At 68.9% G+C, this 21,000-nt stretch carries 16 protein-coding genes, 1 tRNA gene and 1 pseudogene; 11 read left to right on the forward strand and 7 right to left on the reverse strand.

The window, feature by feature from the left end; translation table 11 throughout:
* Nucleotides 1–218: 218 nt before the first annotated feature.
* The 3 genes from E0500_RS10305 (at nt 219) to E0500_RS10315 (ending at nt 1,658) form a co-directional block, all read left to right on the forward strand.
* Nucleotides 219–539 (forward strand): hypothetical protein, encoded by a 321-nt coding sequence (locus E0500_RS10305; RefSeq protein ID WP_131564967.1) that lies wholly within the window; start codon nt 219–221, stop codon nt 537–539.
* Entirely contained in the window at nt 536–1,192 is a 657-nt protein-coding gene (locus E0500_RS10310) for a hypothetical protein (protein WP_131564969.1), read from the forward strand. The genes E0500_RS10305 and E0500_RS10310 overlap by 4 nt, the downstream gene beginning before the upstream one ends.
* A gap of 334 nt (nt 1,193–1,526) precedes the next feature.
* Entirely contained in the window at nt 1,527–1,658 is a 132-nt protein-coding gene (locus E0500_RS10315) for a hypothetical protein (protein WP_258572728.1), read from the forward strand.
* A gap of 301 nt (nt 1,659–1,959) precedes the next feature.
* Here E0500_RS10315 and E0500_RS10320 read toward each other — a convergent pair whose 3' ends face one another.
* The 3 genes from E0500_RS10320 to E0500_RS10330 form a co-directional block, all read right to left on the reverse strand.
* Nucleotides 1,960–2,733 (reverse strand): polysaccharide deacetylase family protein, encoded by a 774-nt coding sequence (locus tag E0500_RS10320; protein WP_131564977.1) that lies wholly within the window; start codon nt 2,731–2,733, stop codon nt 1,960–1,962.
* Between the two features lie 630 nt (nt 2,734–3,363).
* Nucleotides 3,364–3,903 carry a hypothetical protein gene (locus tag E0500_RS10325; protein ID WP_181586939.1) on the reverse strand — a complete coding sequence of 180 codons (540 nt, stop codon included), beginning with the start codon at nt 3,901–3,903 and terminating at the stop codon, nt 3,364–3,366.
* Nucleotides 3,904–4,041: 138 nt separating this feature from the next.
* Complete coding sequence (locus E0500_RS10330; RefSeq protein ID WP_131570185.1) at nt 4,042–5,574, reverse strand: alkaline phosphatase; 1,533 nt, start codon at nt 5,572–5,574, stop codon at nt 4,042–4,044.
* Nucleotides 5,575–5,828: 254 nt separating this feature from the next.
* On the opposite strand from E0500_RS10330, the gene E0500_RS10335 reads away from it, so the two are divergent.
* Nucleotides 5,829–6,725 carry a hypothetical protein gene (locus tag E0500_RS10335; RefSeq protein ID WP_131570186.1) on the forward strand — a complete coding sequence of 299 codons (897 nt, stop codon included), beginning with the start codon at nt 5,829–5,831 and terminating at the stop codon, nt 6,723–6,725.
* A 273-nt stretch (nt 6,726–6,998) separates the two neighbouring features.
* On the opposite strand, the gene E0500_RS10340 is transcribed toward E0500_RS10335, so the two are convergent.
* Nucleotides 6,999–8,384 carry a hypothetical protein gene (locus tag E0500_RS10340; protein ID WP_181586940.1) on the reverse strand — a complete coding sequence of 462 codons (1,386 nt, stop codon included), beginning with the start codon at nt 8,382–8,384 and terminating at the stop codon, nt 6,999–7,001.
* Nucleotides 8,385–8,938: 554 nt separating this feature from the next.
* The gene (locus E0500_RS10345) at nt 8,939–9,709 is read right to left on the reverse strand and encodes a maleylpyruvate isomerase N-terminal domain-containing protein (RefSeq protein WP_131570187.1); all 771 of its coding nucleotides are present in this window, start codon (nt 9,707–9,709) and stop codon (nt 8,939–8,941) included.
* Between the two features lie 170 nt (nt 9,710–9,879).
* Between E0500_RS10345 and E0500_RS43695 the strand changes: the two are divergent.
* A pseudogene (locus E0500_RS43695) lies at nt 9,880–10,275 on the forward strand (ABC transporter permease); the annotation flags it as partial.
* Nucleotides 10,276–10,346: 71 nt separating this feature from the next.
* Here E0500_RS43695 and E0500_RS10350 read toward each other — a convergent pair.
* A complete protein-coding gene (locus E0500_RS10350; protein ID WP_131570189.1) occupies nt 10,347–12,563 on the reverse strand; it encodes a protein kinase domain-containing protein in 2,217 nt (738 codons plus the stop codon).
* Between the two features lie 308 nt (nt 12,564–12,871).
* Between E0500_RS10350 and E0500_RS10355 the strand changes: the two genes are divergently transcribed.
* The 4 genes from E0500_RS10355 to E0500_RS10370 all read left to right on the forward strand — a co-directional run bounded on the left by E0500_RS10355 (nt 12,872) and on the right by E0500_RS10370 (nt 18,483).
* The gene (locus E0500_RS10355; RefSeq protein WP_131570191.1) at nt 12,872–14,446 is read left to right on the forward strand and encodes a hypothetical protein; all 1,575 of its coding nucleotides are present in this window, start codon (nt 12,872–12,874) and stop codon (nt 14,444–14,446) included.
* A 632-nt stretch (nt 14,447–15,078) separates the two neighbouring features.
* On the forward strand, nt 15,079–16,017 hold the full coding sequence (locus E0500_RS10360) for an SGNH/GDSL hydrolase family protein (protein ID WP_309505015.1): 939 nt from the start codon (nt 15,079–15,081) through the stop codon (nt 16,015–16,017).
* The gene (locus E0500_RS10365; RefSeq protein ID WP_131570195.1) at nt 16,014–16,241 is read left to right on the forward strand and encodes a hypothetical protein; all 228 of its coding nucleotides are present in this window, start codon (nt 16,014–16,016) and stop codon (nt 16,239–16,241) included. Before E0500_RS10360 ends, E0500_RS10365 begins: the two co-directional genes overlap by 4 nt.
* 70 nt (nt 16,242–16,311) lie before the next feature.
* The gene (locus E0500_RS10370) at nt 16,312–18,483 is read left to right on the forward strand and encodes a TerD family protein (protein WP_131570197.1); all 2,172 of its coding nucleotides are present in this window, start codon (nt 16,312–16,314) and stop codon (nt 18,481–18,483) included.
* 641 nt (nt 18,484–19,124) lie between these two features.
* Here E0500_RS10370 and E0500_RS10375 read toward each other — a convergent pair.
* Nucleotides 19,125–19,198: transfer RNA gene (locus tag E0500_RS10375), tRNA-Gly, on the reverse strand.
* A gap of 644 nt (nt 19,199–19,842) precedes the next feature.
* On the opposite strand from E0500_RS10375, the gene dcd reads away from it, so the two are divergent.
* Nucleotides 19,843–20,418 (forward strand): dCTP deaminase, encoded by a 576-nt coding sequence (gene dcd, locus E0500_RS10380; protein WP_131571345.1) that lies wholly within the window; start codon nt 19,843–19,845, stop codon nt 20,416–20,418.
* A gap of 14 nt (nt 20,419–20,432) precedes the next feature.
* Nucleotides 20,433–20,951 (forward strand): phosphoribosyltransferase, encoded by a 519-nt coding sequence (locus tag E0500_RS10385; protein WP_131571342.1) that lies wholly within the window; start codon nt 20,433–20,435, stop codon nt 20,949–20,951.
* The last annotated feature ends 49 nt before the right edge of the window (nt 20,952–21,000 follow it).

Raw genomic sequence — 21,000 nt, forward strand, 5'->3', positions numbered from 1 at the left:
AAATCGACCGTCTTCCGCCCGATGGCCAACCTGTTCCATCAAACGGCCCGTCCCGAACTGGGCGTATTCCGGACGCGATGAAGAATCACGGCCACTCCGTGATGTGCTGGAGGAGCAACCTGAATACCTGGGCGCCCGTGGCATGGTCACCCCGCACTGCCGGGAGGCACGAGTGCTCGAAGGAGACGCGAAGGAGACTCGATGGAGAGACGACAGCCGTGACGACTCCGGCACCGGGAGGAACCGCATCCTCCGTCCCGTACCGCGAGACGACCAGGGCCGACTACGCGGCCACGTACACGGCCGGCCTCGACCTCACGCAGATCAACGAGGAGACGGTGGTACTCAGCGGCACATGCCCGCGGTGCGGTTGTGCCTGCACGTACGTCCACACCAGACGGATGTTCCGCAGGCCGCGACGCAACTCCGGAAACGGTGTGATCCCGCTCTACTGCACCTGCGCCACCGAGCACTCCGGCCGTCCGGAGGAGGAAGTGGGCTGCGGCGCCTACTGGAACGTACGTCTGGAACGGCCGTGACGGCAGGCCGGCATGCCACGCCCGGCCCTCCGGCGACCCCTGCGGACCGTAGGGCGGCCCGCCGTGCCCAGGAGTTGCTGGCGAACGAACTGCCCCTCGCCCGCAAGGCCGCGCAGGCGTGGAGCCTCGGACTCGCCGGCCTCTTCGTCGGGCTGCTGGGTTTCGGCCTGGTCAAGGGACGCACCGACGTCAGCAAACTCGCCGCGCCGTACGGTGTGTCGGTGGGCGCGGCCCTCCTGCTCTCCCTGCTGTGCGGTACGGCCGGTGCCCTCCTTCTGCTGCGCGCGGCCCATGGTGCGCCGCGCATGGTCCGGCTTCCCCTGGGCACCGGTACGGCCCCCGCCGTTCTCGAAGCCGGCGACCACCTGGAGACACTGAGCACCGTCCGAGCGTTGCGCCTCGGCATCCTGCTCACCCTCGTCTGCGGTGCCGCGCTGGTCGGCAGTGTCGGTCTGACCTGGTACGGCCCGGTCACGGAGGACCCGCGCCTGGTCGTCAGGACCAACTCGGACAGCGTCTGCGGGAAGGCGCTGCGGATCAGCGACGGGCGCCTGACGCTCAAGACGGAGACGGGCGAGATGACCGTAAGCCTCAGCGATGTCGTGTCACTGGGCGCCGTCGACACCTGCCCGACGACCGGAACCGACCGCTGACACGCGGGGGGACCGCACGATGTGACGGTGCTGGAGATTGCGCTCATGACACGCACGAGGAAGATCGCCGCCGCGCTGTTATCCGCATCGCCCGCGCTGCTCGCGACGTCCCCCACCGCCGGCGGGCGCGCCTCATGAGTCGGGATCTGCCACGCAGGGCGGTGCTGGGCGGAATCGTCGGCGGCCTGGCCCTGACGCCTCACCGCCCAGGCCGACCTGGGCGTCCTCGCCGACCCGCCCGGTTGCCTCCGCCACTGCCGTAGCGGGCCGAGAACCGTACGTCCCGCTGCGCGTGGGCGCCGGGGGCGGCCCGGCCGGGACGGAGCGGGTCCATGTGCTCAAGGTCGGTCCCGACCCGGCGCACACGGTACTGGTGCTGGTTCCGGGCATGTTCGGGGCCGCGAACGACTTCCGCCTGCTCGCCCGGGACCTCGTCGCCGACCTCCCCGGACCAGATCGGCGGTGAGCCTGTCGCGGGACCGGTTGTGGTTCCCGGCCAGTGAGGCCTCACGGTACTGGCGGGCTCTGACAGCAGCCCTTCCGCTCCGGCACGTACAGGTGCCGAGCATGGCGGAGACATGAACGCGGACGCCACCCGGACCCAGGAGCTGACGCAAAGGCCCTGGCAGCCGTCCAGTGCGGTTGACCACCACCTCACACGCGTAGCCGCGCGGGTTCGGATGTCCATGCGAGGGCGAGCAAGCTGCTGGTGGTACTGGCGAGCCGGGTCCGGGACCTCGAACGCCGGGACCGACCAGGGCCGGGGCTCAGCGCACCGGGAAGCCGGAGGAGTAGCCCTGTTCCCTGAGCCAGGGGAGGATCCGGCGCAGGGCCTCGACGGTCTGGGAACGGTCGCCGCCCGCGTCGTGGAAGAGGAGCGTCGGCCCGTTGGGCAGCTCCCGCTCGACGGTGGCGACGATGGCGTCCGTGCCCGGTCGTTCGAAGTCCTTGGTGTCCACGTTCCAGCCCAGCGGGCGCATGCCCCGGGAGGCGGCCAGCTTGCGGCTGTAGGGGGTGAAGGCCCCGCCGGGCGCCCGGTAGTACATCGGCCGTACGCCCCCGGACGCCTCGGTGATCATGCGCTCGGCGTCGAGGATCTGCTGCGACTGGTAGGCCTGGGACTTCTTGTCCATGGCGGTGTCGTGCGACACCGAGTGGTTGCACAGCTGGTGCCCGGCCGCGACCACCTTCTTCACGAGGTCCGGGTGGGCCTTCGCCTGCGTCCCCACCATGCAGAACGTGGCCTTCACCTCGTACTCCCGCAGCACGTCGAGCACTTGAGGGGTCCATGCGGGGTCGGGACCGTCGTCGATGGTGATGTTGACGCCGCGCGCCCCCTTGTCCGAGGCGTGCGCGATGGTCACGTCCACCGGCTTGACATCACTGCCCGGCGTGGCCGACGCGGTCGCCTTTGGCGACGAGCCGTCCACGGCACCGGCCTGAGCGGTCCACACCGAGGCACCGGTGGCGAGCAACGTCACCCCGAGCGCCGCCCCGACCAGCTTGCCGTACCAGCCCCGCCTGCCGCCGTGCTGTGCCATGTCCGCCCCGCTTTCGCGCAGTTCCTCGCCTGTCCCGGTCACCTTGCGACCACCTGGCAGGACGAGGGGCGGCGGCCCCTGGATGCGCCCGTTACTGATCACGGACAATCCCGGGGGAGTTCGCGGACAACTCGGCGATCAGCGGCCGGAACCGTACCGGTTGGCGCGCCAACGGGTTCAGCGCTTTCACCCTCGCGTCGCACCTGTGGCGACAGTTTGACGATGCGACCGGAAGAGCCGGCCGGCCTCCGCCGCCGGGACGTCGACCTCGACAACCTGCGCATCCGCATCCGCATCCGCATCCGCGTCCGCATCCGCTTCGCCGAGGCGGAGCGGATGAACGGGCGCCACCGTCCAGGGCGGCACCAAGTCCGAGGCGGGCACCCGTGTGTCCGGCCTGTCATCACGGACCGCGATGCGCGTGGCGAACGCCGCTGGGGCAGCGATAGGGGACGGCAACCCACTCAAGCCCGACCAGCGCCGGCCGGACATGTCGGGAGGCGTCTCGGTCACGCGGGAGTGAAGGGCGTTGACCGTTTTCTCCACCGCTTGGCCGGGCCCACAGGTGATAGCGAGACCGTCCGTCTGGCGCCCGGTCGTATCGGAGGCCCGGTCGTACCCGACGCCCGGCTACTCGTTGACCAGGACGGGTACGGAGACGACGGCGGCTGCCGCGGTGCCGGTGAGCTCGGTGGCGGGTGCCTTGAAGTCGATGCCCTCTCCCGCCGCGCGCGGTCCGTCGTGGTGATGGCCGCCGTCCGCCTCCTGTCCCTCCTCCTGGTACTCGAAGCTCCCGGTGCCGACGAGGCGGCCCTCGGCGTCGTAATAGGCGGCACGCAACTCCAGCGCGAGCACATCGCTGACGTCAGAGGTAATGGCCAGATGGCCGCTGACGGCGGACCCGCCGGTGAGTGAGAGACCCGTGAGACGGACGCGGTCGGTGAACGGGCCCTCCTCGATACGTACCTCACCCCGCTTGGGCGGCGCCGGGAGCGTCGCGGCCGGGGAGGGCGCGGAACGGGGAGGGGGCAGGGCGGCGGCAGAGGTGCCGGCGGCGAGCGGCTCGGCCTCGCGGTCCTTGGCGGCCGGGGAACTGCTGCAGCCCGTAAGAGAGGCCAGGGCGAGGGCGCCCAGAGCGGCGGCCGTCGTGAGGCGGATCGGGTGTCTCATCGGACGTACTCCTGGGATACGGATCAATCCTGGCCGGCCTGACTGTTCCCGGGCCAGGAGGGTGTCCCGGGCCAGGAGGGTGTCCGGGGCCGGGAAGGGCAACCCCCTCCCGGCCCCGGTCGCGTGACTCGGTAATGGTCAGTGACCGCGGGGCGCGTTGCCGAACAGCGAGCGGTACATCTTGGTGTAGAGCTCGGTGTTGTCCTGGCTGGCGGCGAAGGCGCCGCTGCCCGGACCGTACGCGTAGATCGGCACATCGGCACCCGTGTGGTTGCCGGACAGGTAGGTCAGCCAGAGGCTGGCGTCCTCGCTGCCGTCCTTCACACCGGCCGGGTCGTCGGGGGTGCGGAACGTGGCCGGGCCGAAGTTCTTGGCATCGCCGGAGCCGGAGCCGGCGCCGTTGACGATGCCGCTGGAGCGGGCCGGGTCCTTGACGTTGGCCGAGGACGAGCGCGCGGGCACGGAGTTGTTGGCCGTGTTGCCCGAGTCGTTGTTGGCCGGCGGGGCCGCCGACTCGGCGTTGGTGAAGGTGCCCTTCTCGATGATGTTGAAACCGGCGCACTCGTGGTCCGCCGTCACGACGACGAGGGTGTGGCCGTCCTTCTTCGCGAAGTCGGTTGCTGCCTTGACCGCGTCGTCGAACGCCTTGATCTCACCGAGGGTCTGCGCCGCGTCGTTGGCGTGCGAGCGCTTGTCGATCAGGGCGCCCTCGACCTGGAGCACGAAGCCCTTCTTGGAGCGGCCGTCGAGCAGAGAGATCGACTTCTTGGTCAGCTCGGCGAGCGTCGGCTCCTGCTTCTGCGGGGCGTCGGCGGGCAGTTCCGCCTTCGACTTCTCGACGGTCATGTTCCCGCGGTTGAACAGCCCTACGACCTTGCCGCTCTTGACCTTGTCGAGGTCGGCCTTGGTCGCGGCCTTCTGGCTCTCGGCGGTCTGGGCGGGCAGCGCCGCGTCGCCGAAGCTGCCGAGCACCTGGTAGCCCTGGGCCTGCAGCGCCTTCTGGTCGTCCGGCGCGAAGCGGGCGAGGCCGCCGCCGAAGATCACGTCGGCGGTGCCGTTGCGGGCGATCTGCTGGGCGATCGGCGTGATCAGGGTCTTGTCAGCGGGCTTGTCCTCGTAGGAACCGTCGTCCTTCTTCGGCAGGCAGGCCGCGTCGGAGTAGACCGGTCCCTGGCAGCCGCGCAGCAGAGCGTGGCTCATCTGGGCGGCCGGGGTGGCGTCGGTGATCTCGGCGGTGGACACGTTGCCGGTGGCGAAGCCCGACTTCTTGGCCTGCTCCATCAGCGTCGGCAGCTTCTTCTCGTACGAGTCGACGCCGATGGCCGCGTTGTACGTCTTCACGCCGGAGGACCACGCGGTGGCCGCGCTGGCGGAGTCGGTGACCAGCGCCGGGTGGTCGCTGCCCTTCTCAACGGCGGACGTCGCCACCGCGCCGTAGCTCGGCAGCCGCTCCATGTTCAGCTTGCCGTCGGCGCCGTAGAAGCGCTCGCGGCCGGCGGTGACATGGGTACGGCCCATACCGTCGCCGAGCAGGTAGATGACATTGCGGATCTCGGGCTTCTTGCCCTGATCCCCTTGCTGGGGAGCGGAGTTGGCGGTCGCCGTCGCGGCAGCGGCCAGAGCGCCGGTGACGGCGAGGACCGTCAGAATCTTCGTTGGTCTGCTACGCATTGCGGAGTGCTCTCCTTGGACGCTGGGCGCTGGACGATCAGCGTTCACAGCCCTTGTCCCGGCCGTGAACGCACCGGGACGGGCCGGGCCCGGCAACCGTAGGAGCCGGAGGTGAACGTGCCACCACCACCGCGCGGCGACCCGGCACTGAGGCCTTCCCCAAAACTTTACCTATTGCGCAAGTGGGTAACCTGTTTACGGTCGGTCATCCTCGTGCCGACGCACGCCATGGAACCGCATTCGGGGGGCACTATATGAACCGCTCTGATCGCCTCAGGCCGGAGGACAAGCGCGACTACGAGCGCGTACTCGACCGGGCGCTGAGGTCCCCGCGGGTCCGCGAGGCGGTGGAGCGCGCCGACGCGGTGGTCAACACGGAGCAGCTACGGACGAAGGCGCTCGCGGCCCGTGCCACGATCACGGCGGCGGCGCTCCCCGAGTACCGCCTCTACCTCCGTCTGCGCACCGACGTCGAACGGCCTGCCAAGACGCCCGGCGTCTCTCCGGGCGGGAGCGGCGCAGACCGTGCAGGGAGCGCAGGGAGCACGGGGAGCACGGGGAGCACGGGGAGCAGGGGCGGGTCGGAGAGCTCTGGCGGGTCAAGTCGGGGATTACTGGGAGCTGTTGGCCTGTTGCTCCCCGCGCTGGCCGTCATGGCTGCGATCGCGTTCCTCGTGGTCGGCTACGCCCTGCGCCTCGTCAACTCACACTCCCAGTTGGCAGAAGGGCTGGTGGCCGCAGGCTGGATCGCCGCGTCCGTCGCGGTGCTTGCCGCGCTGCTCGGTCTCGTTGGCATGCTGGTCACCGCGAGCCGTAACCGCGCCATCGCTTACGCCGACCACGCCTCCGACACGGACCCGGCCGTGGCGGCAGCCCGCGAGACCTGGCACCGGGCACTGCTGGACCGCGGCATACAGCCCTTCCTGCTCAACCGGCTGCGGGCGACCGGCGCCGACAGGGGCACAGGCACAGGAACCCCCGAGGGCGCGAGCCCCGATACCGACGCGAATCCGAATCCGGGCTTCTCCTCTCCCGGCTACAGCAGCCCGGACTACACGGGTTCTCCCGGCTACACCAGCCCCGACTTCACCGGCCCCGACTTCACCGGCCCCGACTTCACCGGCCCCGCCAAGCACGGGTCGCTGGAGTAACGCAGAGGCCGATGGTCACGGGATCGTAAAGTGACGGGGGGGGAGACGTCCAGGTTCGGGTCACCAACGATGGTCCCGGCTAACCATTCCTCGGAGAAGGCGGCGCTGGTCCATCAGCTCCAGCAGCACTCCGGCGGCCGGTCATACCTGCAGAATCTCCGCAGGCCATGACCCGCCACGCTGAAATGGTGATAACGGTGTATCGCGGCCGCCCGGGCCCATGTGCGGCTTCGATGGGCCCTGGGCATGCCGATTCGCGGTGGGTTCGGTGTTTCAGTTCACGGTGAAGAAGTAGTCGTAGGGTGCCAGTTGGATGCCGGAGCGGGTCGTCGCGTAGACCGTGAGGTCGTACCAGCCGTCCGTGGCCGGGGTCCAGTCGATGCTCGCGGTGTGGTGGGCGTCCGCGGGGACCGTGACCTCGGGGTCACCGTTGTTGAAGGTGTACGTGTAGCTCACGACATCCTTCACCTTCGGCGTGAACGTGAAGGTGCCCGGGACGCCGACGTCGCCGCCCGAACCGTTCTCGGGGTAGGCGTCCGAAGTGACGGTGGGAGTCGTGTCGTAGCTGATGCCCCACCAAGCCGCTTGGCTGACCCAGCCGTTCGCGCTCTTGCTGGTCACCTGGAGGTTCTCGCCGTAGATGCCGTCCAGCGCGAGCTCCACGGTCGCCGTGCCGTCCGCGCCCGCCGTGACCTCGAAGGTCCTGTCGTTCTGACCGCCGATGGTCCGCACGGAGTAACTCACGACCGGGCTCTTCGCCTGGAGTTCGAGGTCGGGACGGAGCGTGAACTCGGTCGGCTCACCGAACTCGGGTTTCGGGACGGCCGGGGTGACGGTGGGCGCCGGGGAGCTGACGCGGAAGGTGTAGCTGGTGACCGGCGACCCGCTGTAGGCCCGGTCCAGGCTGCGCACCCACAGCGTCATCACCCCGGAGCCGGTCGGCGGGATCAGGCGGAGCGTGGCCGAACCGCCCAGCGCGTCGGCGCGCTTGAAGTATTGCGTGTCGGAGTACGGGTCGACGGGCTGCGGAATGCCGTACTCACCGATGCTCGTGCCGATGACCGGCATGGTCTGCTGCCAGGAGAACTCGAACCCCTCGACGTCGTCGACACCGCCCGCGCCCAGCGTGAACTCGACCGGCTCGCCGCCCTTGTTCCACACGTCCGGCGGGTAGTTCGGCGAGGTGATGGTGGGTGCGTTCGCCGGGCGGGTGTTGTCGATCGTGACATAGCAGGGGGCCGACCAGTCCGAGACCGCGTCCCCGACCACCGTCTGCGCCTGCCACGCGTACGTCTGCCCGTCGGCGAGCGCACTGGCGGGCAAGGTGGCCGGGGCCTCGAAGCCGGGTTTGACGCGGTCGCGGGCGACCGTGGTGATCCGCGTCGGGTCGCTGACCGGCCAGGCCTGATACCGCACGCCGACCAGGGAGTTGCCGGTGGTGTCGGTGGTCCCGGGGATACCCTCGACGACGAGGCCTTCGCGAGCCCAGTGGTACGAGGGCCGGTCTGCATCAATCGAGCAGTGGCGGTAGCCGTTGAACAGCTGAGTCGGTGTGGTGGGCGTCCCGTCGGCCGCGCTCGCGGGCGAAGCGGCGGCCAGTGCCAGGCCGAGGGTCCCCAGAGAAGCGAGGACTGCACGAGGTCTCGCGCCGAAGGACATGGTCAAGTGATCCCTCCCGTTTGGATGCCCGCATGCGGTGCCCTGATGCGCACTGGTGTACGGGCAGCGAGGGGATCGTACTGGGGTGCCGCAGGCTGACGCATGAGGATTAAGGAGAGCCGAGCGAGCTACGGCGCGGACCCTGGGCGGCCGGACAGGGGGCGTGTCATCGGTGCGGCGTTCGCTGATCGCGCCAACCACGCGTCTCACTGCGGTGAGGCAACCGACGCGAGGGTGAGTGACATACCGAACGTCTGCGGACGACCGATGCCGAGATGGCGACGTACCACGAAACGTCGGCGGCTGCTCCCCGCCTCAAATCGGGCTGGACAACAAACAAACCCCAGGCCATTGACCTGGGGCGCATACGTGCTCTGGCGTGGCGCCCGGGAGCGCAGGACTGCACCGCTGTTGACCGTGGTTTACCGGTCTTATGGGCACGCTATGGGCACGCCGTCGGGTTGGAGGTGTGGAGACCCCTTCTTGGCGGCTGACGCGAGGCCGAGCCCTGGAAGCGAATGCTTGCCGAGAGACCGCCGTTACGGGAGCACATGTCAGTAGCCGCCGAGAAGGGCGCGTACCCGGCGCAGGGTGTCCGGGCCGGCGGAACTGTGCCAGCGCGACGGGTCGGCGGGGCGGCGGCCCCACAGCAACAGGACGCGGACGGCCGCGTCGCTCTCGATCGTCGCGGGGCCCTCGGGGGCCGCGAGCCGGATGGTCCCGCCGTCGGCGTCGGCGCTCACCACGACGTCGTCCATGCCCGGGGTGCGCAGCCGGCCCTCGACCCGTCCCTCAGCACCCAGGTCCAGGCCCGCGCGACCACGCTCCAGCAGGGGCCGGCCGACCGACACCACGCTGTGCTCCGTCATCCACGGCTCGGTGAGCGCCTGTACCGCCGTACGGTCGTCTCCGGTCAGGTCCCAGCGGTGCAGGATCAGTTCCTCCCGCATGTGCTCCGCGAAGAAGGGAACCTTCACCGTCCGGCCGGTCCACATCACCTCCGTCTCCGGAGACAGATCCTGGGCCGCGGCCGCCACGACCTCTGTCAGCTTCTCGCAGCGGCTCAGGAAGGCCGCCCAGAGCTCGGTGTCGGACAGTCGCCGGTACGGCTCCTCACGCTCGAAGCCCCGCGTCTCCACGGGTGCGCCGTCGAGGAAGGCGTGGAGTACACGGGCCAGTTCCTCGGCATTGCCTGTCTGGTGAATGAGGACGTCCCGGACCGACCACGCCTCGCACCAGGTGCCGTCGTCCGGGCGCCGTGCCTGCACGGCGTGTACGAAGGGGGCCAGTTCGGGCAGCATGGCGTCGACCCGGGAGGAAATCATGCGTCATGAGTAGCCTGCCGGGACGGTGGTCAAACCGTGCCTCCATCGCGGAACCAGCTCCGACGTTCCGTACGACGAAGACGTCCGCGGCGAGGCAAGGCGAGGACGATTTCCTGGCCGGGAGCCGGGGCCGGGGTGTCGTGAGCGGAGGGCCGCATCTCCTTGGCCCGGGCTCCCGGCGGCGGTTGCGTCAGGGGCGAGCGGGCACCGGAGCCGCGGCCCTCGCCGCGCTGCCCGAGTTCCTGCTCGCCTCAGTGCACGCGACCGTGTGCGGGGTATGGCTGGGCTGGTTCCCCTCCCAGGGCTGGGCAGGGCCCCGTCGACGGTGCTGTCCGCGCTCGCCCTCGGCGTGCCCTCCGGGGCGGTGATCGGAGGACTGCTCGACCAGTGCCTGCCCGCCGCCTTTCACGAGCCCTGGGAACGGACCTGGCGCGCCTACGGCCTCACACCCCGTCCGTATCGTGCGCACCGCACTACGCACCGCACTGCGCCGCGCACTGTCCGGGGTGCTCCCGCAGCTTCTGCCAACCATCGTCGCCCTGGTCGGCGGCGCGGTCGCGGTGGAGAAGAGCTGTCGTGCTCGGAGTCCGTACTGCCCACGCCTGTCCGCACGGTGCACGGCGATGGCCTCAGCCGGTCAGGTGGGCCCGTCCGGGCTCAGGGAGAAGGCCGTGTCGCCTGCCATCGCCACGATCGCGTCCTTGACGAGCAGCACTTGCGGCGGGTAGTTCTCCGTTTTGTCCCCGGGGTCGTCCAGTGCGGAGGTGCGCCAGACCTCCGCTCCGGTGCGGCTGTCCAGTGCCAGCAGACGGCCGAAGCGGTTGGAGAAATAGACCCGCTTGTACGTCGCTGACACCGCGGGCGCGGACAGGCTCTCTACGTCCGTCATCTTCTGCCAGAGTTGTTTGCCACTGTCCGCCGATACTGCGGTGACCGACCCGTTGGACCGGACGAAGTAGACGATGCCGTCCACAAGGGTGGCCGCGCCGGTCAGCGGATGTGCCAGCGGTATCCGTTTGACCTGCCCGGTTTCCGAGGACACCCGCAGCAGCGCGTTGTACGGCCGTTCGTACCCGGCTTCGTACACGTCCTTCGCGGTCTGGGGGGCGAGGAACAGGGGTTGCCCGCCGACAGCGCCGAGCGCTTCCGCCTTCTTGGGCAGTGTGGCGGTTTCGGTCAGGCTGCCGGGTCCGAGCTTCATCAGCTCGACCGGGGCCTGGCCGGGCTCGGTGCCCTTCGAGCACAGGGCGTAGGGGACGCCTCCCAGCTCCGACGGAGTGCAGTACTCGTCCAGCGAGGGCGCCCGCCACAGTTCCTTGCCGGAAGGCCCGTAGGCCACGAACGTCGAGTAGTCGGGAGACAGGGTCAGCAGTCCGCCGTCGTACAGGACCGCATCCTCGGACTTGTTGATGTCGCGTTGCCACCGCCGGTGCCCGGTAGTGGCGTCGAGGGCCACCACGCGCCTGGCCGTGTCGTTCGGATCCTCGTACATGTAGACCAGCCCGTCGCGGACGCCGATCGGCTGCACCCCCTGAGGGCGGGTACCGGTCCGCCACAGGGTGCGACCGGAGGCCGCGTCGATCCTGGCGGCCGTGAAGCCGTTACCGCCGCAGAACAGGGCGCTTCCCTCCGCCACGCATCCAGGGCTGTTGTAGTCGAGAGGAATGCCCTTCACGTCGTACCGCAGCTTCTTCTGCCACGGCCGCCAGCCTTCGGGCAGTGACGCGGCACGGGCGGCGGCGTCGGAGGCGGCGGTCTCGGAGGCGGTGGTGGGGTCCGGAGCGAACACGAAGACACCCACCCCGATACCCAGCCCGGTGACGGCCAGCGCCGCGCCCAGGCCGGTGAGCAGCATCCGTGCTCGGCGTCGCTTGCCGGTGCCGGTGCCGGTGCCGGTGCTGGTGCCGGTGCTGGTGCTGGTGCTGGTGCCGGTGCTGGTGCTGGTGCCGGGCGCGGCGCCCGAGGAGGTGGTGGCCGCGCTCCGGGAAGTGGGGCGGCCCCGGGGTTTCGCGGACTGCCCGGTCTGCGGGGACCCGATGGCGTCGGATTCCGGCAGCGCCTGGAGCCTGCGGTGTATGTCCGTCAGTTCCGGCCGTGCGGCCGGGTCCTTGTCCAGGCAGCGCTCGACGATGCCCAGGAGCGCTTCGGGCACCCCGTCGAGGTCCGGGGGCCCGTGCACCACCTGATAGCCGGTTATGTACGGGCTGTCGGCGTCGAAGGGTCCCGTGCCGACGGCCGCGAACACCAGCAGTGACCCCAGCGAGAACACGTCCGAGGCCGGGGTGACGTCTCGGGGAGAAGCCACTTGTTCCGGCGACATGAAGGGCGGCGTGCCGATCATGCGCCCGGTCGTGGTGAGTCTCTGGTTGTCAGAAGCGCGCGATATGCCGAAGTCGATGACGCGCGGCCCGTCCCCGGTCATCAGGACGTTGCCCGGTTTGAGGTCCCGGTGCACCAGACCCGCCCGGTGGATGTCGCGCAGCGCCTCGGTGAGCCCCAGCCCCAGCGCGCGCAGTTCCCGCAGGCTCAGCGGGCCGTCCTTCGCCACGACTTCGGCAAGGTTGAGCCCCGGCACGTAGAGCGTCGCCATCCACGGCCGGTCGGCGTCCGGGTCGGCGTCCACGACAGGCGCGGTGAAGGCGCCGCTCACTCTGCGCGCTGCCGCGATCTCCTGCCGGAAGCGCGTCCGGAACTCCTCCTCCTGGGCATACGGCCCGTGCACGAGCTTGACCGCGACCTGTCGTCCCGAGGCGGAGACTCCCAGATAGACGACTCCCATGCCGCCCGCCCCGAGCCGGCCGAGAAGGGTGTACCCGCCTATGGACTCCGGGTCCCCGGTGCTCAGGGGCGTCATTGCCGATCGTCCTTCCCAGCGCCTGCCTACCTCACGGGGATCAGAGTAGGCCCTGCCGCTCCGGAAAACGGAGCCGCGCTTATCACGCAACGGTCGTCGGCAAGAGGAGGTCGCGGCCGGGCTGCGCCCTCCACGCGGGTGACGCTGGACGGCGGCCGGGGTAACCGTGCTCTGGAGAATGCTTCCCGCGAACCGTGACGGCCCCGACGTTCGCGGCACAACCATTGAACCGGTGTAGGAGTCAGAGGTGTGGTACATCCACAAGCACAGCTCTGGCGGGGGAATCCTTGAGAAAGATCACGGCTGCGGTGGGCACAACGACCATCGCGGTCTTCGCCTCCACACTGATCGCCGCGCCGGCCGCGCAGGCGGCCGACGTCAATCTCCAGTCGCGTACCTCGACCGAGGTGAAGGACGGCAGGATTCACGCCGTCTACGAGTCCTACGACGACATACGCCCAGAGGACGTCAGCATCCGTGTCCGGCAGAAGGGCAGCGACCAAGTCCTCGTCACTGTCCGGCTCGCCGGCACCGACCAGTGCGCCCCCGAGAGCGACTGCTGGGACATGACGTTCCTTTCCGAGCCGGTCACGCTCCCCGAGATGGGCGTCTACACCATGGACGTCGTGGTCCGGGAGGGCCAGTCGGGCGAGCTCGTCGACCGTGACAACGGCGAACTCAACTACGCACTCGACCCTCACCTGAAGGTCACCAGCGACCGTCAGTGGATCTCCTACGACAACTTCCGCATCAACGCGTCCGGCACCCTCGTGGCCGAGGACCCGCACACGCACGAGGTCAAGCCGTTCGCAGGAGCCGGGCTCTACTACCGCAGCCGCGCGATGCACTCCGAGGGCTGGCTGCGGACGAACGGCAAGGGGAGCTTCACCAAGCCCCTGACCTTCTCCGAGTACAGCACCGACACCCAGGTCGAGTTCATGTTCGACGCGGAGAACGAGACGCTCACCCTGCCGTTCCGCAGGCAGGAGCTGAAACTGAAGGTGGACGCGCCCCACAGCACCGTCAACGCCCCGTACGGGAGCGACGTTCCCGTAAAGGGCAAGCTCACCCGTATCGCCGATGACGGTACGGAGAAGCCGATGCCCGGCCACAGCATCGAGATCGGCAGCCAGAAGACCGTGCCGACCCGGGACGACGGCACCTTCTCCGACAAGTTCACCGTCAAGCAGGGCGGCACGGTGAAGATCGCGCCCAGCGGATCGGGTTGGTTCAACACGCCGCCGACGCACTCCTTCGCGGTCGCCACGCCTGTGAAGACGAGCACGTTCTCGTCGCTGAAGGCCAGTGTGGACAAGTACCGGAAGGTCACCTTCACCGGCAAACTGGACGTCACGGCTGGTTCGTACCCCGCAGGTACGACGGCCGCCGTCACCATCGAGCACTCCACGGACGGCCGGACCTGGTCGAATGTCGGCACCTTCACCGCGCAGTACGGCGCCACCTTCACCCAGTCCCCGGCCAAGAAGGGCTCGACCAGTAGCTACTGGCGCCTGCGCCACACGAACGCGGGCCTGACCAGCACGGCCTTCAAGCTCGGCCGCAAGTCCACCCAGCTCTACAACGACGACGTCACGCCCGAGGGCGTGCGCAAGGGCACGCTGATCACGGCCAAGGGCGGCCTGATGCAGCAGAGCGGTACTTCCTGGAAGGTGTTCCCCGGCCAAACGGTCCGCATCTACTTCAAGGCTTCCACGAGCGGCGCCACGTGGAAGCAACTGGGCACCGCCACGACCCGGACCGACGGCACCTTCAGCAAGAAGTTCACCGCGCAGCAGGACGGCACCTGGCAGATGCGCTACATCGACACGCCGAGCACCCACTACGCGGACTACGGACGGGAGGATTTCGTCGACGTCCGCTAGGCGCACAGTGATGGACGTCGGCCCCGGCGGCAAGAACTGACTGTCGGCGCCGGGGCCTGCCTGCCTTCTCAGCGAGTTGCACAACACACGCGCGCTGAACGTACGCCGAGAAGGGGGCCGATGGCCTCCTTCTCGTCGGTGAGGAGGGAGCTCCCTTCCGCGGCACCTCCTTTGGCTGGAAGCGGTGACGCGCCCGTACTGCCGTCGGCCTCCCGGACGGCTTCCGCTTCTACCGAGAAGGCCGCGCTCATCTGTCAGCACTCCGACGACGAGCGGCAGCGCGAGGTGGCGGCGCGAGGTGGCGTCGGGGCTCGACGACATGCTGCGCGTTGAGCGTGCGGAGAGTCACCAGGACGACCCCGCGCACCACAACCACAAGCCCACCGGCAGCCGGCCCGGCCCTCAGGGTGCGGTCGTGGTGCGCGCACCGCCCACCGGTCTGGACAACAAACCGCCGACGCCCAGTTGCGCACTCGTCACAGCGGGCGACCGCCAGCCCTCCGGATGTCCTGGTTCTGTCACGCGACCGCCATCACGTGGTCTCACCAGTAACCACATGCGGCACTGCGTGCTCTCCTCTGACAGCACCGGAGCGAACCTCACCCCACGAACCATGAAGACAGGAGCAGCTTGTGGCAACGGACACACCCCGACGAAACGCCCTGATGGCCTGTGTGGCCCTGGTCGTCGGTGCCCTCACCCTCACGGCCTGTGGCGGCGGCGCCACAGCGGACGGCTCCAGCCGGCAGTCGAAGGCCCAACTGGCCCCGACCGCTGACTCGGTCACCGCGAAGACCGCTCAGGCGGGGACCGCCTCGACCACGGCGGCCGGTCTCGACTACGTCGCGATGGGCAGTTCGTTCGCCGCCGGACCGAGCATCCCGCCGCTGCAGTCGAGCAGCGGGGCGGCGGCGTGCGCGCGGTCGGACAACAACTACGCGAGCATCGTGGCCCGTGACATCGGGGCGAATCTGACGGACGTCACCTGCAGCGGCGCCACGACGGCGAACATCCTCAGCACCAACCAGGGTTCGCAGCCGCCGCAGATCAACGCCGTGAACAGCGGGACCGACCTGGTCACGATCACCATCGGCGGCAACGACGTCAACTACCTGGGCAGCATGGTCACGTACTCCTGCCAGAACAGCGGCGGCACGAACTGCGGCACCGTGGACCAGGCCGCGATCAACACTGCCCTCGGTGTGGTGGGCCAGCGGATCGAGAACGTCGTGAACGCCGTCCACGCCAAGGCCCCGCAGGCACGCGTCCTCCTGGTGAGCTACTCCACCCTCCTGCCCGACACCGGTGGTTGCACCGGTGTGCCGCTCACCGCCGACCAGCGGGTGTTCGAGCGCAGCGTCGCCCAGCGCCTGGCGCAGGCGTACATCACCGCCGCGAACGACACCGGGGCGACCCTGGTCCGCCTCGCCACCGCCAGCCACGGCCACGACGCCTGCGCGGCCGACCCGTGGGTAGAGAAGTACAAGCCGGCCTCGGGACGGACCACGTACCACCCGAACGAGGCCGGTATGAAGGCCGCGGCCTCCTTGGTGAAGTCCGCGCTGGGGTGAAGTTCGCCGGGTACCGACACCCTGCGCCCGGGCTTCACCTGTGCGCGAGCGAGGGCGGCACCTGCACCTTCACCGGCACCCGCGCGGTGGCCCACGGCGCCGGAACGTACACCTACAAGACGGCGACCCGCAGCACCGCCTCCTGCCACGTCGTCTTCGACGGCGACCCCGGCATGGAGGAGCGCAAGCGGGAGTCGGCGGGTGAGATGATCTCGCTGCTGTAGGTGGGATCACAGCGTCGGAGCGCGAAAAAGTCCTGTGCACCGGCTCGCGCACCTTTGCGATCATCCCCGAATGGCGCACAGTCTCGAATCGCTGGTCATCCGGCACACCTACCGCCTTGCCTCCCCCAAGGGCTCCGCCGGGGAAGGAACTATCGCCGCACGGCAGTTCGACGCGGCGCTGACATCCGTGGGCTTCAAGCTCTCGGCGGAGCTGCTGGAGCGGCTGTCGGGGCTGTCCGAGGCCACGGTCGTGCACACCGCCAAGCGGACGCTGCGCACCGTGAGCGAGATGGTGGGCGACCATGTCCGGCACAACTCGTACTTCATCGACTTCCCGGCGAACGTGCCGGACACCGAAGAGTTCTGGATGCAGTGCGTGGCGAAAGCGCTCGGCGACGAGAAGTCGCGCGAGAACATGCTGCCGCAGCTGAGGCGCCGGGTGCTGGACCTGCTCAGCCTCCCCACGTACGGCCGGTACCAGCACACCTACGAGGAAATGCTCGCGGCGCAGGACGAACTGATCGCCTCGGCGGGCGACCGGGTCACCGTCCTGCATCTCGGTCGGGACCTGGACGACGAACTCACCGACCTCTACCTGGCCCTGGCCGGCAGCACGACCCCGCTGGGCGAGGACGACCTGCGCGACCTCAAGGCCCTCGCCGAGCGGTGCGCGCTCGGCCCCCAGCCGGAGGCGATCCCGGTCCGGGAGAACCGGGCGGTCATCAACGAGGCCCGGCTCGGCGTCGGGGCGGACCTCCTCCTCGACACCGTCACCGATGTGCTGCGGCTGGCCTGCGCGCTGTCGGGCGGCGACGTGACGCTGCAGGAGCCGACCCGGTTTCGGGCGCTGTCGCGGCCGCTGCGCCGGGGGCTGCTCGCGGGTCTCGACGCCGTGGTCGCGGCGAACCCCACGAAGCTCGCCGATGTGCACGCGCACCGGGAGCCCTTCAAGCGGCTCGGCGAGCGCCTCCACCCGCACGAGTACCCGCGCTGGCCGCACGCCGCCGATGTGTTCGCGGTCGCGCGGGGCGCGAAGGAGGCACGGTCCTTCGACAGCCGGATCGAGAAGCTGCTCGACGCGTTTGACGTCCTCGGTGCGGTGAAGCTGCTGAAGTCTGCTCCCGGCAAGCTGTTCCGCGCCCTGGACCTCCTGCTGCGCATCGCCGCCGACCAGGAGGAACGGGACGCGGTGGTGGCTGCCGCGGTGCAGGTCGCTCCCGGCGTCTCCGGCCGGGTCGTGCTCTCGGTGCGCGAGCATCTCCACAACCGGGCACGTGAGAGCGGCGAACCCCGGGTCTTCGTCAACCGCCGGGGCCGCGCCTGGGTGACCCCCGACTTCCGACCGCCGGTACCGGCCGCCGACCGCGATCGTCTGATCGCCGCCCTCGACGCCGAGATGCGTCGTCGGCTCCCCGCGCCGGGCCGGCTGCTGCTCGACCCCGATGTCCTCGACGTGGCGCTTCCGCTCAGCGGCCGGGCAACCGCGGCCGGGCTCGGCGTACTGCCGCGAGGGTCGATCTCCACGGTCGACGGCGAACAACTGCGCTTCTTCGTGTACTGGAAGGAGACCAAGGACCGGACCGACTACGACCTGTCGGCGCTGCTTCTCCACGCCGACTACAGCACCGATTCCTGGCTCTCCTACACGTCCCTCAAGGCCGTCGGGGGCAAGCATTCGGGCGACATCACCGAGGCGCCCGACGGGGCCTCGGAGTTCATCAGCCTGTCCCTGGACCGAGTGCGCAGCACATTCATCGTTCCGCAGGTCAACATCTACGCGGGCGAAAGCTTCGAGGAGGTCGAGGAGTCGTTCTTCGGCTTCATGCTGCGCGACGGTGAGCAGAAGGGCCGGCCGTTCGAGCCGCGCACAGTGCGGATGAAGTCAGAGCTGCGTGGGGTGGGCCGGGTGGCGCTGCCGCTGGTGTTCCAGCACGGGGAGGACGGCCGGTGGCGCGCGAAGTGGCTCCACCTGTATCTGAAGGGCATCTCGTCGGCCAACCGGGTCGAGGAGAACCAGGTATCCGTGTCGAAGGTGGTGCGCGCCATCGTGGAGCGCGAGCAGTTGACGGTGGGGTACCTGATCGACCTGATGTCCGGCGACACCACGACCGTGGACCTGTGGGACGGTGAGCCGCTCCCGGACGAGCCCGTGATGTACATCGGCCTCGAACGTCCCGAGGGACTGCATCCGGACTCACGGATCATCACCCTCGAAAATCTGCGCGACTTGATCCCGGGCTGAGTGCTAGGTTGCCCACGGCGAGGCCATGAAGGGGCTTCCTTCTCAACTCCTTTCCTGAAACGAGTTCTTTCGCTTTCCTCGCCGTCGACTTCGACTGGGAGGCACCCGCTCGGCGCCTCCCGGTTGTTGGTGGTCCTTGCGAAGCGGAGAGCGCCGGGTTCGCAGCTGGGAGGCGTCCTTGGCGAACGTCACGTCTCTGACGTGGTGCAGGGCCTCGATCTTCCAGTGGTCACGGATCAAGCTGGCGAACTCGGTGGGCGTGGCTTGCTCGGCAGTGAGGCCGGTGACCGCGTAGACGGTCCTGATGCTGATCCTCCCGGTCCTGATGCTGATCCTCCCGGTCCTGCGGCCAACCCGGCGGCGCTTGAGCCGGACGGCCTGGCGGGCCCCGGGAAAGAGCAGGCTGTTCCCCGTGCACACCTTGATCCGGCGGATCTTGCCCGGCCAGGCTCGACGAGTTGGTGCGCGCCGGGCGTGCGAAGGACCACAAGGATCACAAGGACGACAGCCACGACCGCGCGCACCACAAGCAGAAGCCCGCCGGAAGCCAGCCCAGTCCTTATGGTGCGGTTGTGGTGTGCGCCCCGCCCATTGGTCTAGACAACAAAGAACCCCCGGGTCTCTGACCTGGGGGTTTCGCGTGGAGCGGGTGACGAGAATCGAACTCGCGCTCTCAGCTTGGGAAGCTGATGTTCTACCATTAAACTACACCCGCGTAAGTAAGACGCCGACCCGAGAGGGGCGGTGTCGGAACGCTCGGTCACTCTACCTCATGTCGGACCCCCGGTGCTGAAGCCGAGGGGTCCTTCAGTGTTTCGGAGGGGTGGACGGGGCTGCGTCGGGCGGGAGTTGGGGCGTACGGTGGGGGCGGGGAAGAGGGTCTGTGTGTGGTCGGGGTGCCGCCTGGAGGGCCGTCCCTTTCATCCCGTAATGTGGCTTTCGTCGTCAGGGCAGTAAGCCCGACGCGGCTCTTGGGGAAGGGACTCTTGGACTTGATGGAACGCACCGTCGTCCGCTGTGCCGATGGGCACGTGTTCAGCACCGCTTCGTTCCCGATGCAGCAGGCCGAGCGACTCGGCCCCGGCCGGCTGATCCGCTGTCCGCGGTGTGCCCGGCTTCGCAGTGTCGTGCCTGTGACGCTTGAGAAGCGATAGCCGGCGGTAGGTCGCGTAAGCCGCGTAGGCCACGTAGGTCACGTAAGCCGTGCGGTTTGTGCGAGCCGTGGTTCGACGGTGAGCTGTGGCTCGGCGGGCACGCGGTGGCCTGGCTGTACGCGGTGGCGCAGTAGCAGAAGGAGTGAGCAGGCGCGCGGGTCGTCCTCGTTGTGGGCGGTCCGCGCGTCTTGCGTATCCTCGGGGCGTGCTTCTCTCAGACAAGGACATCCGGGCCGAGATCGACGCCGGACGGGTGCGGATCGATCCGTACGACGAAACCATGGTGCAGCCGTCGAGCGTCGACGTGCGGCTCGATCGCTACTTTCGGGTGTTCGAGAATCACCGGTACCCGCACATCGATCCGTCCATCGAGCAGGCGGATCTGACCAGGCTGGTCGAGCCCGAGGGGGATGAGCCGTTCATCCTGCACCCCGGGGAGTTCGTGCTCGCCAGTACCTATGAGGTCATCAGCCTCCCCGATGATCTTGCCTCCAGGCTGGAAGGGAAGAGTTCTCTCGGGCGGCTCGGGCTCGTCACGCACTCCACCGCCGGGTTCATCGATCCCGGGTTCTCCGGGCATGTGACCCTTGAGCTCTCCAACCTCGCAACCCTGCCGATCAAGCTCTGGCCGGGCATGAAGATCGGGCAGCTGTGCATGTTCCGGCTCAGCTCTCCGTCCGAGTCCCCGTACGGGAGTGAGCGGTACGGGTCCCGGTACCAGGGGCAGCGTGGGCCCACCGCGTCCCGGTCCTTCCTCAATTTCCATCGGACGCAGGTCTGAGAGGGCGGTCGAGCATGACTGACGTTTCCCCCGCGGCCGACCCCGCGCGCGAGAACCTCTCCTACGAGGCCTTCGGTCGCGCCGTCCGTGAGCTTGCCCAGGTCATCGCCGATGACGGGTACCAGCCCGATGTCATCCTCTCCATTGCCCGGGGAGGCGTGTTCGTTGCTGGAGGGCTTGCCTATGCCCTGGATTGCAAGAATATTCATCTGGTCAATGTCGAGTTCTACACGGGCGTGGGTCAGACGCTCGAAATGCCTGTGATGCTGGCGCCCGTTCCGAACGCGATCGATTTCACCGACAAGAAGGTGCTGATCGCTGACGACGTCGCCGACACGGGTAAGACGCTGAAGCTCGTGTACGACTTCTGCCTGGACACCGTCGCCGAGGTGCGTTCCGCGGTGATCTACGAGAAGTCGCAGAGCCTCGTCAAGTGCGAGTACGTCTGGAAGCGTACGGATGCCTGGGTGAACTTCCCGTGGAGTGTCGAGCCGCCTGTGGTGAAACGGGCCGGGCAGGTGCTCGACGCGTAGGGCGCCAAGGGCGCCGACCGAGGTCTGGGCCCGCTGCAGCGACCCCTTC

This window comes from Streptomyces sp. KM273126 (assembly GCF_004337435.2).
Taxonomy (GTDB): Bacteria; Actinomycetota; Actinomycetes; order Streptomycetales; family Streptomycetaceae; genus Streptomyces; species Streptomyces acidicola.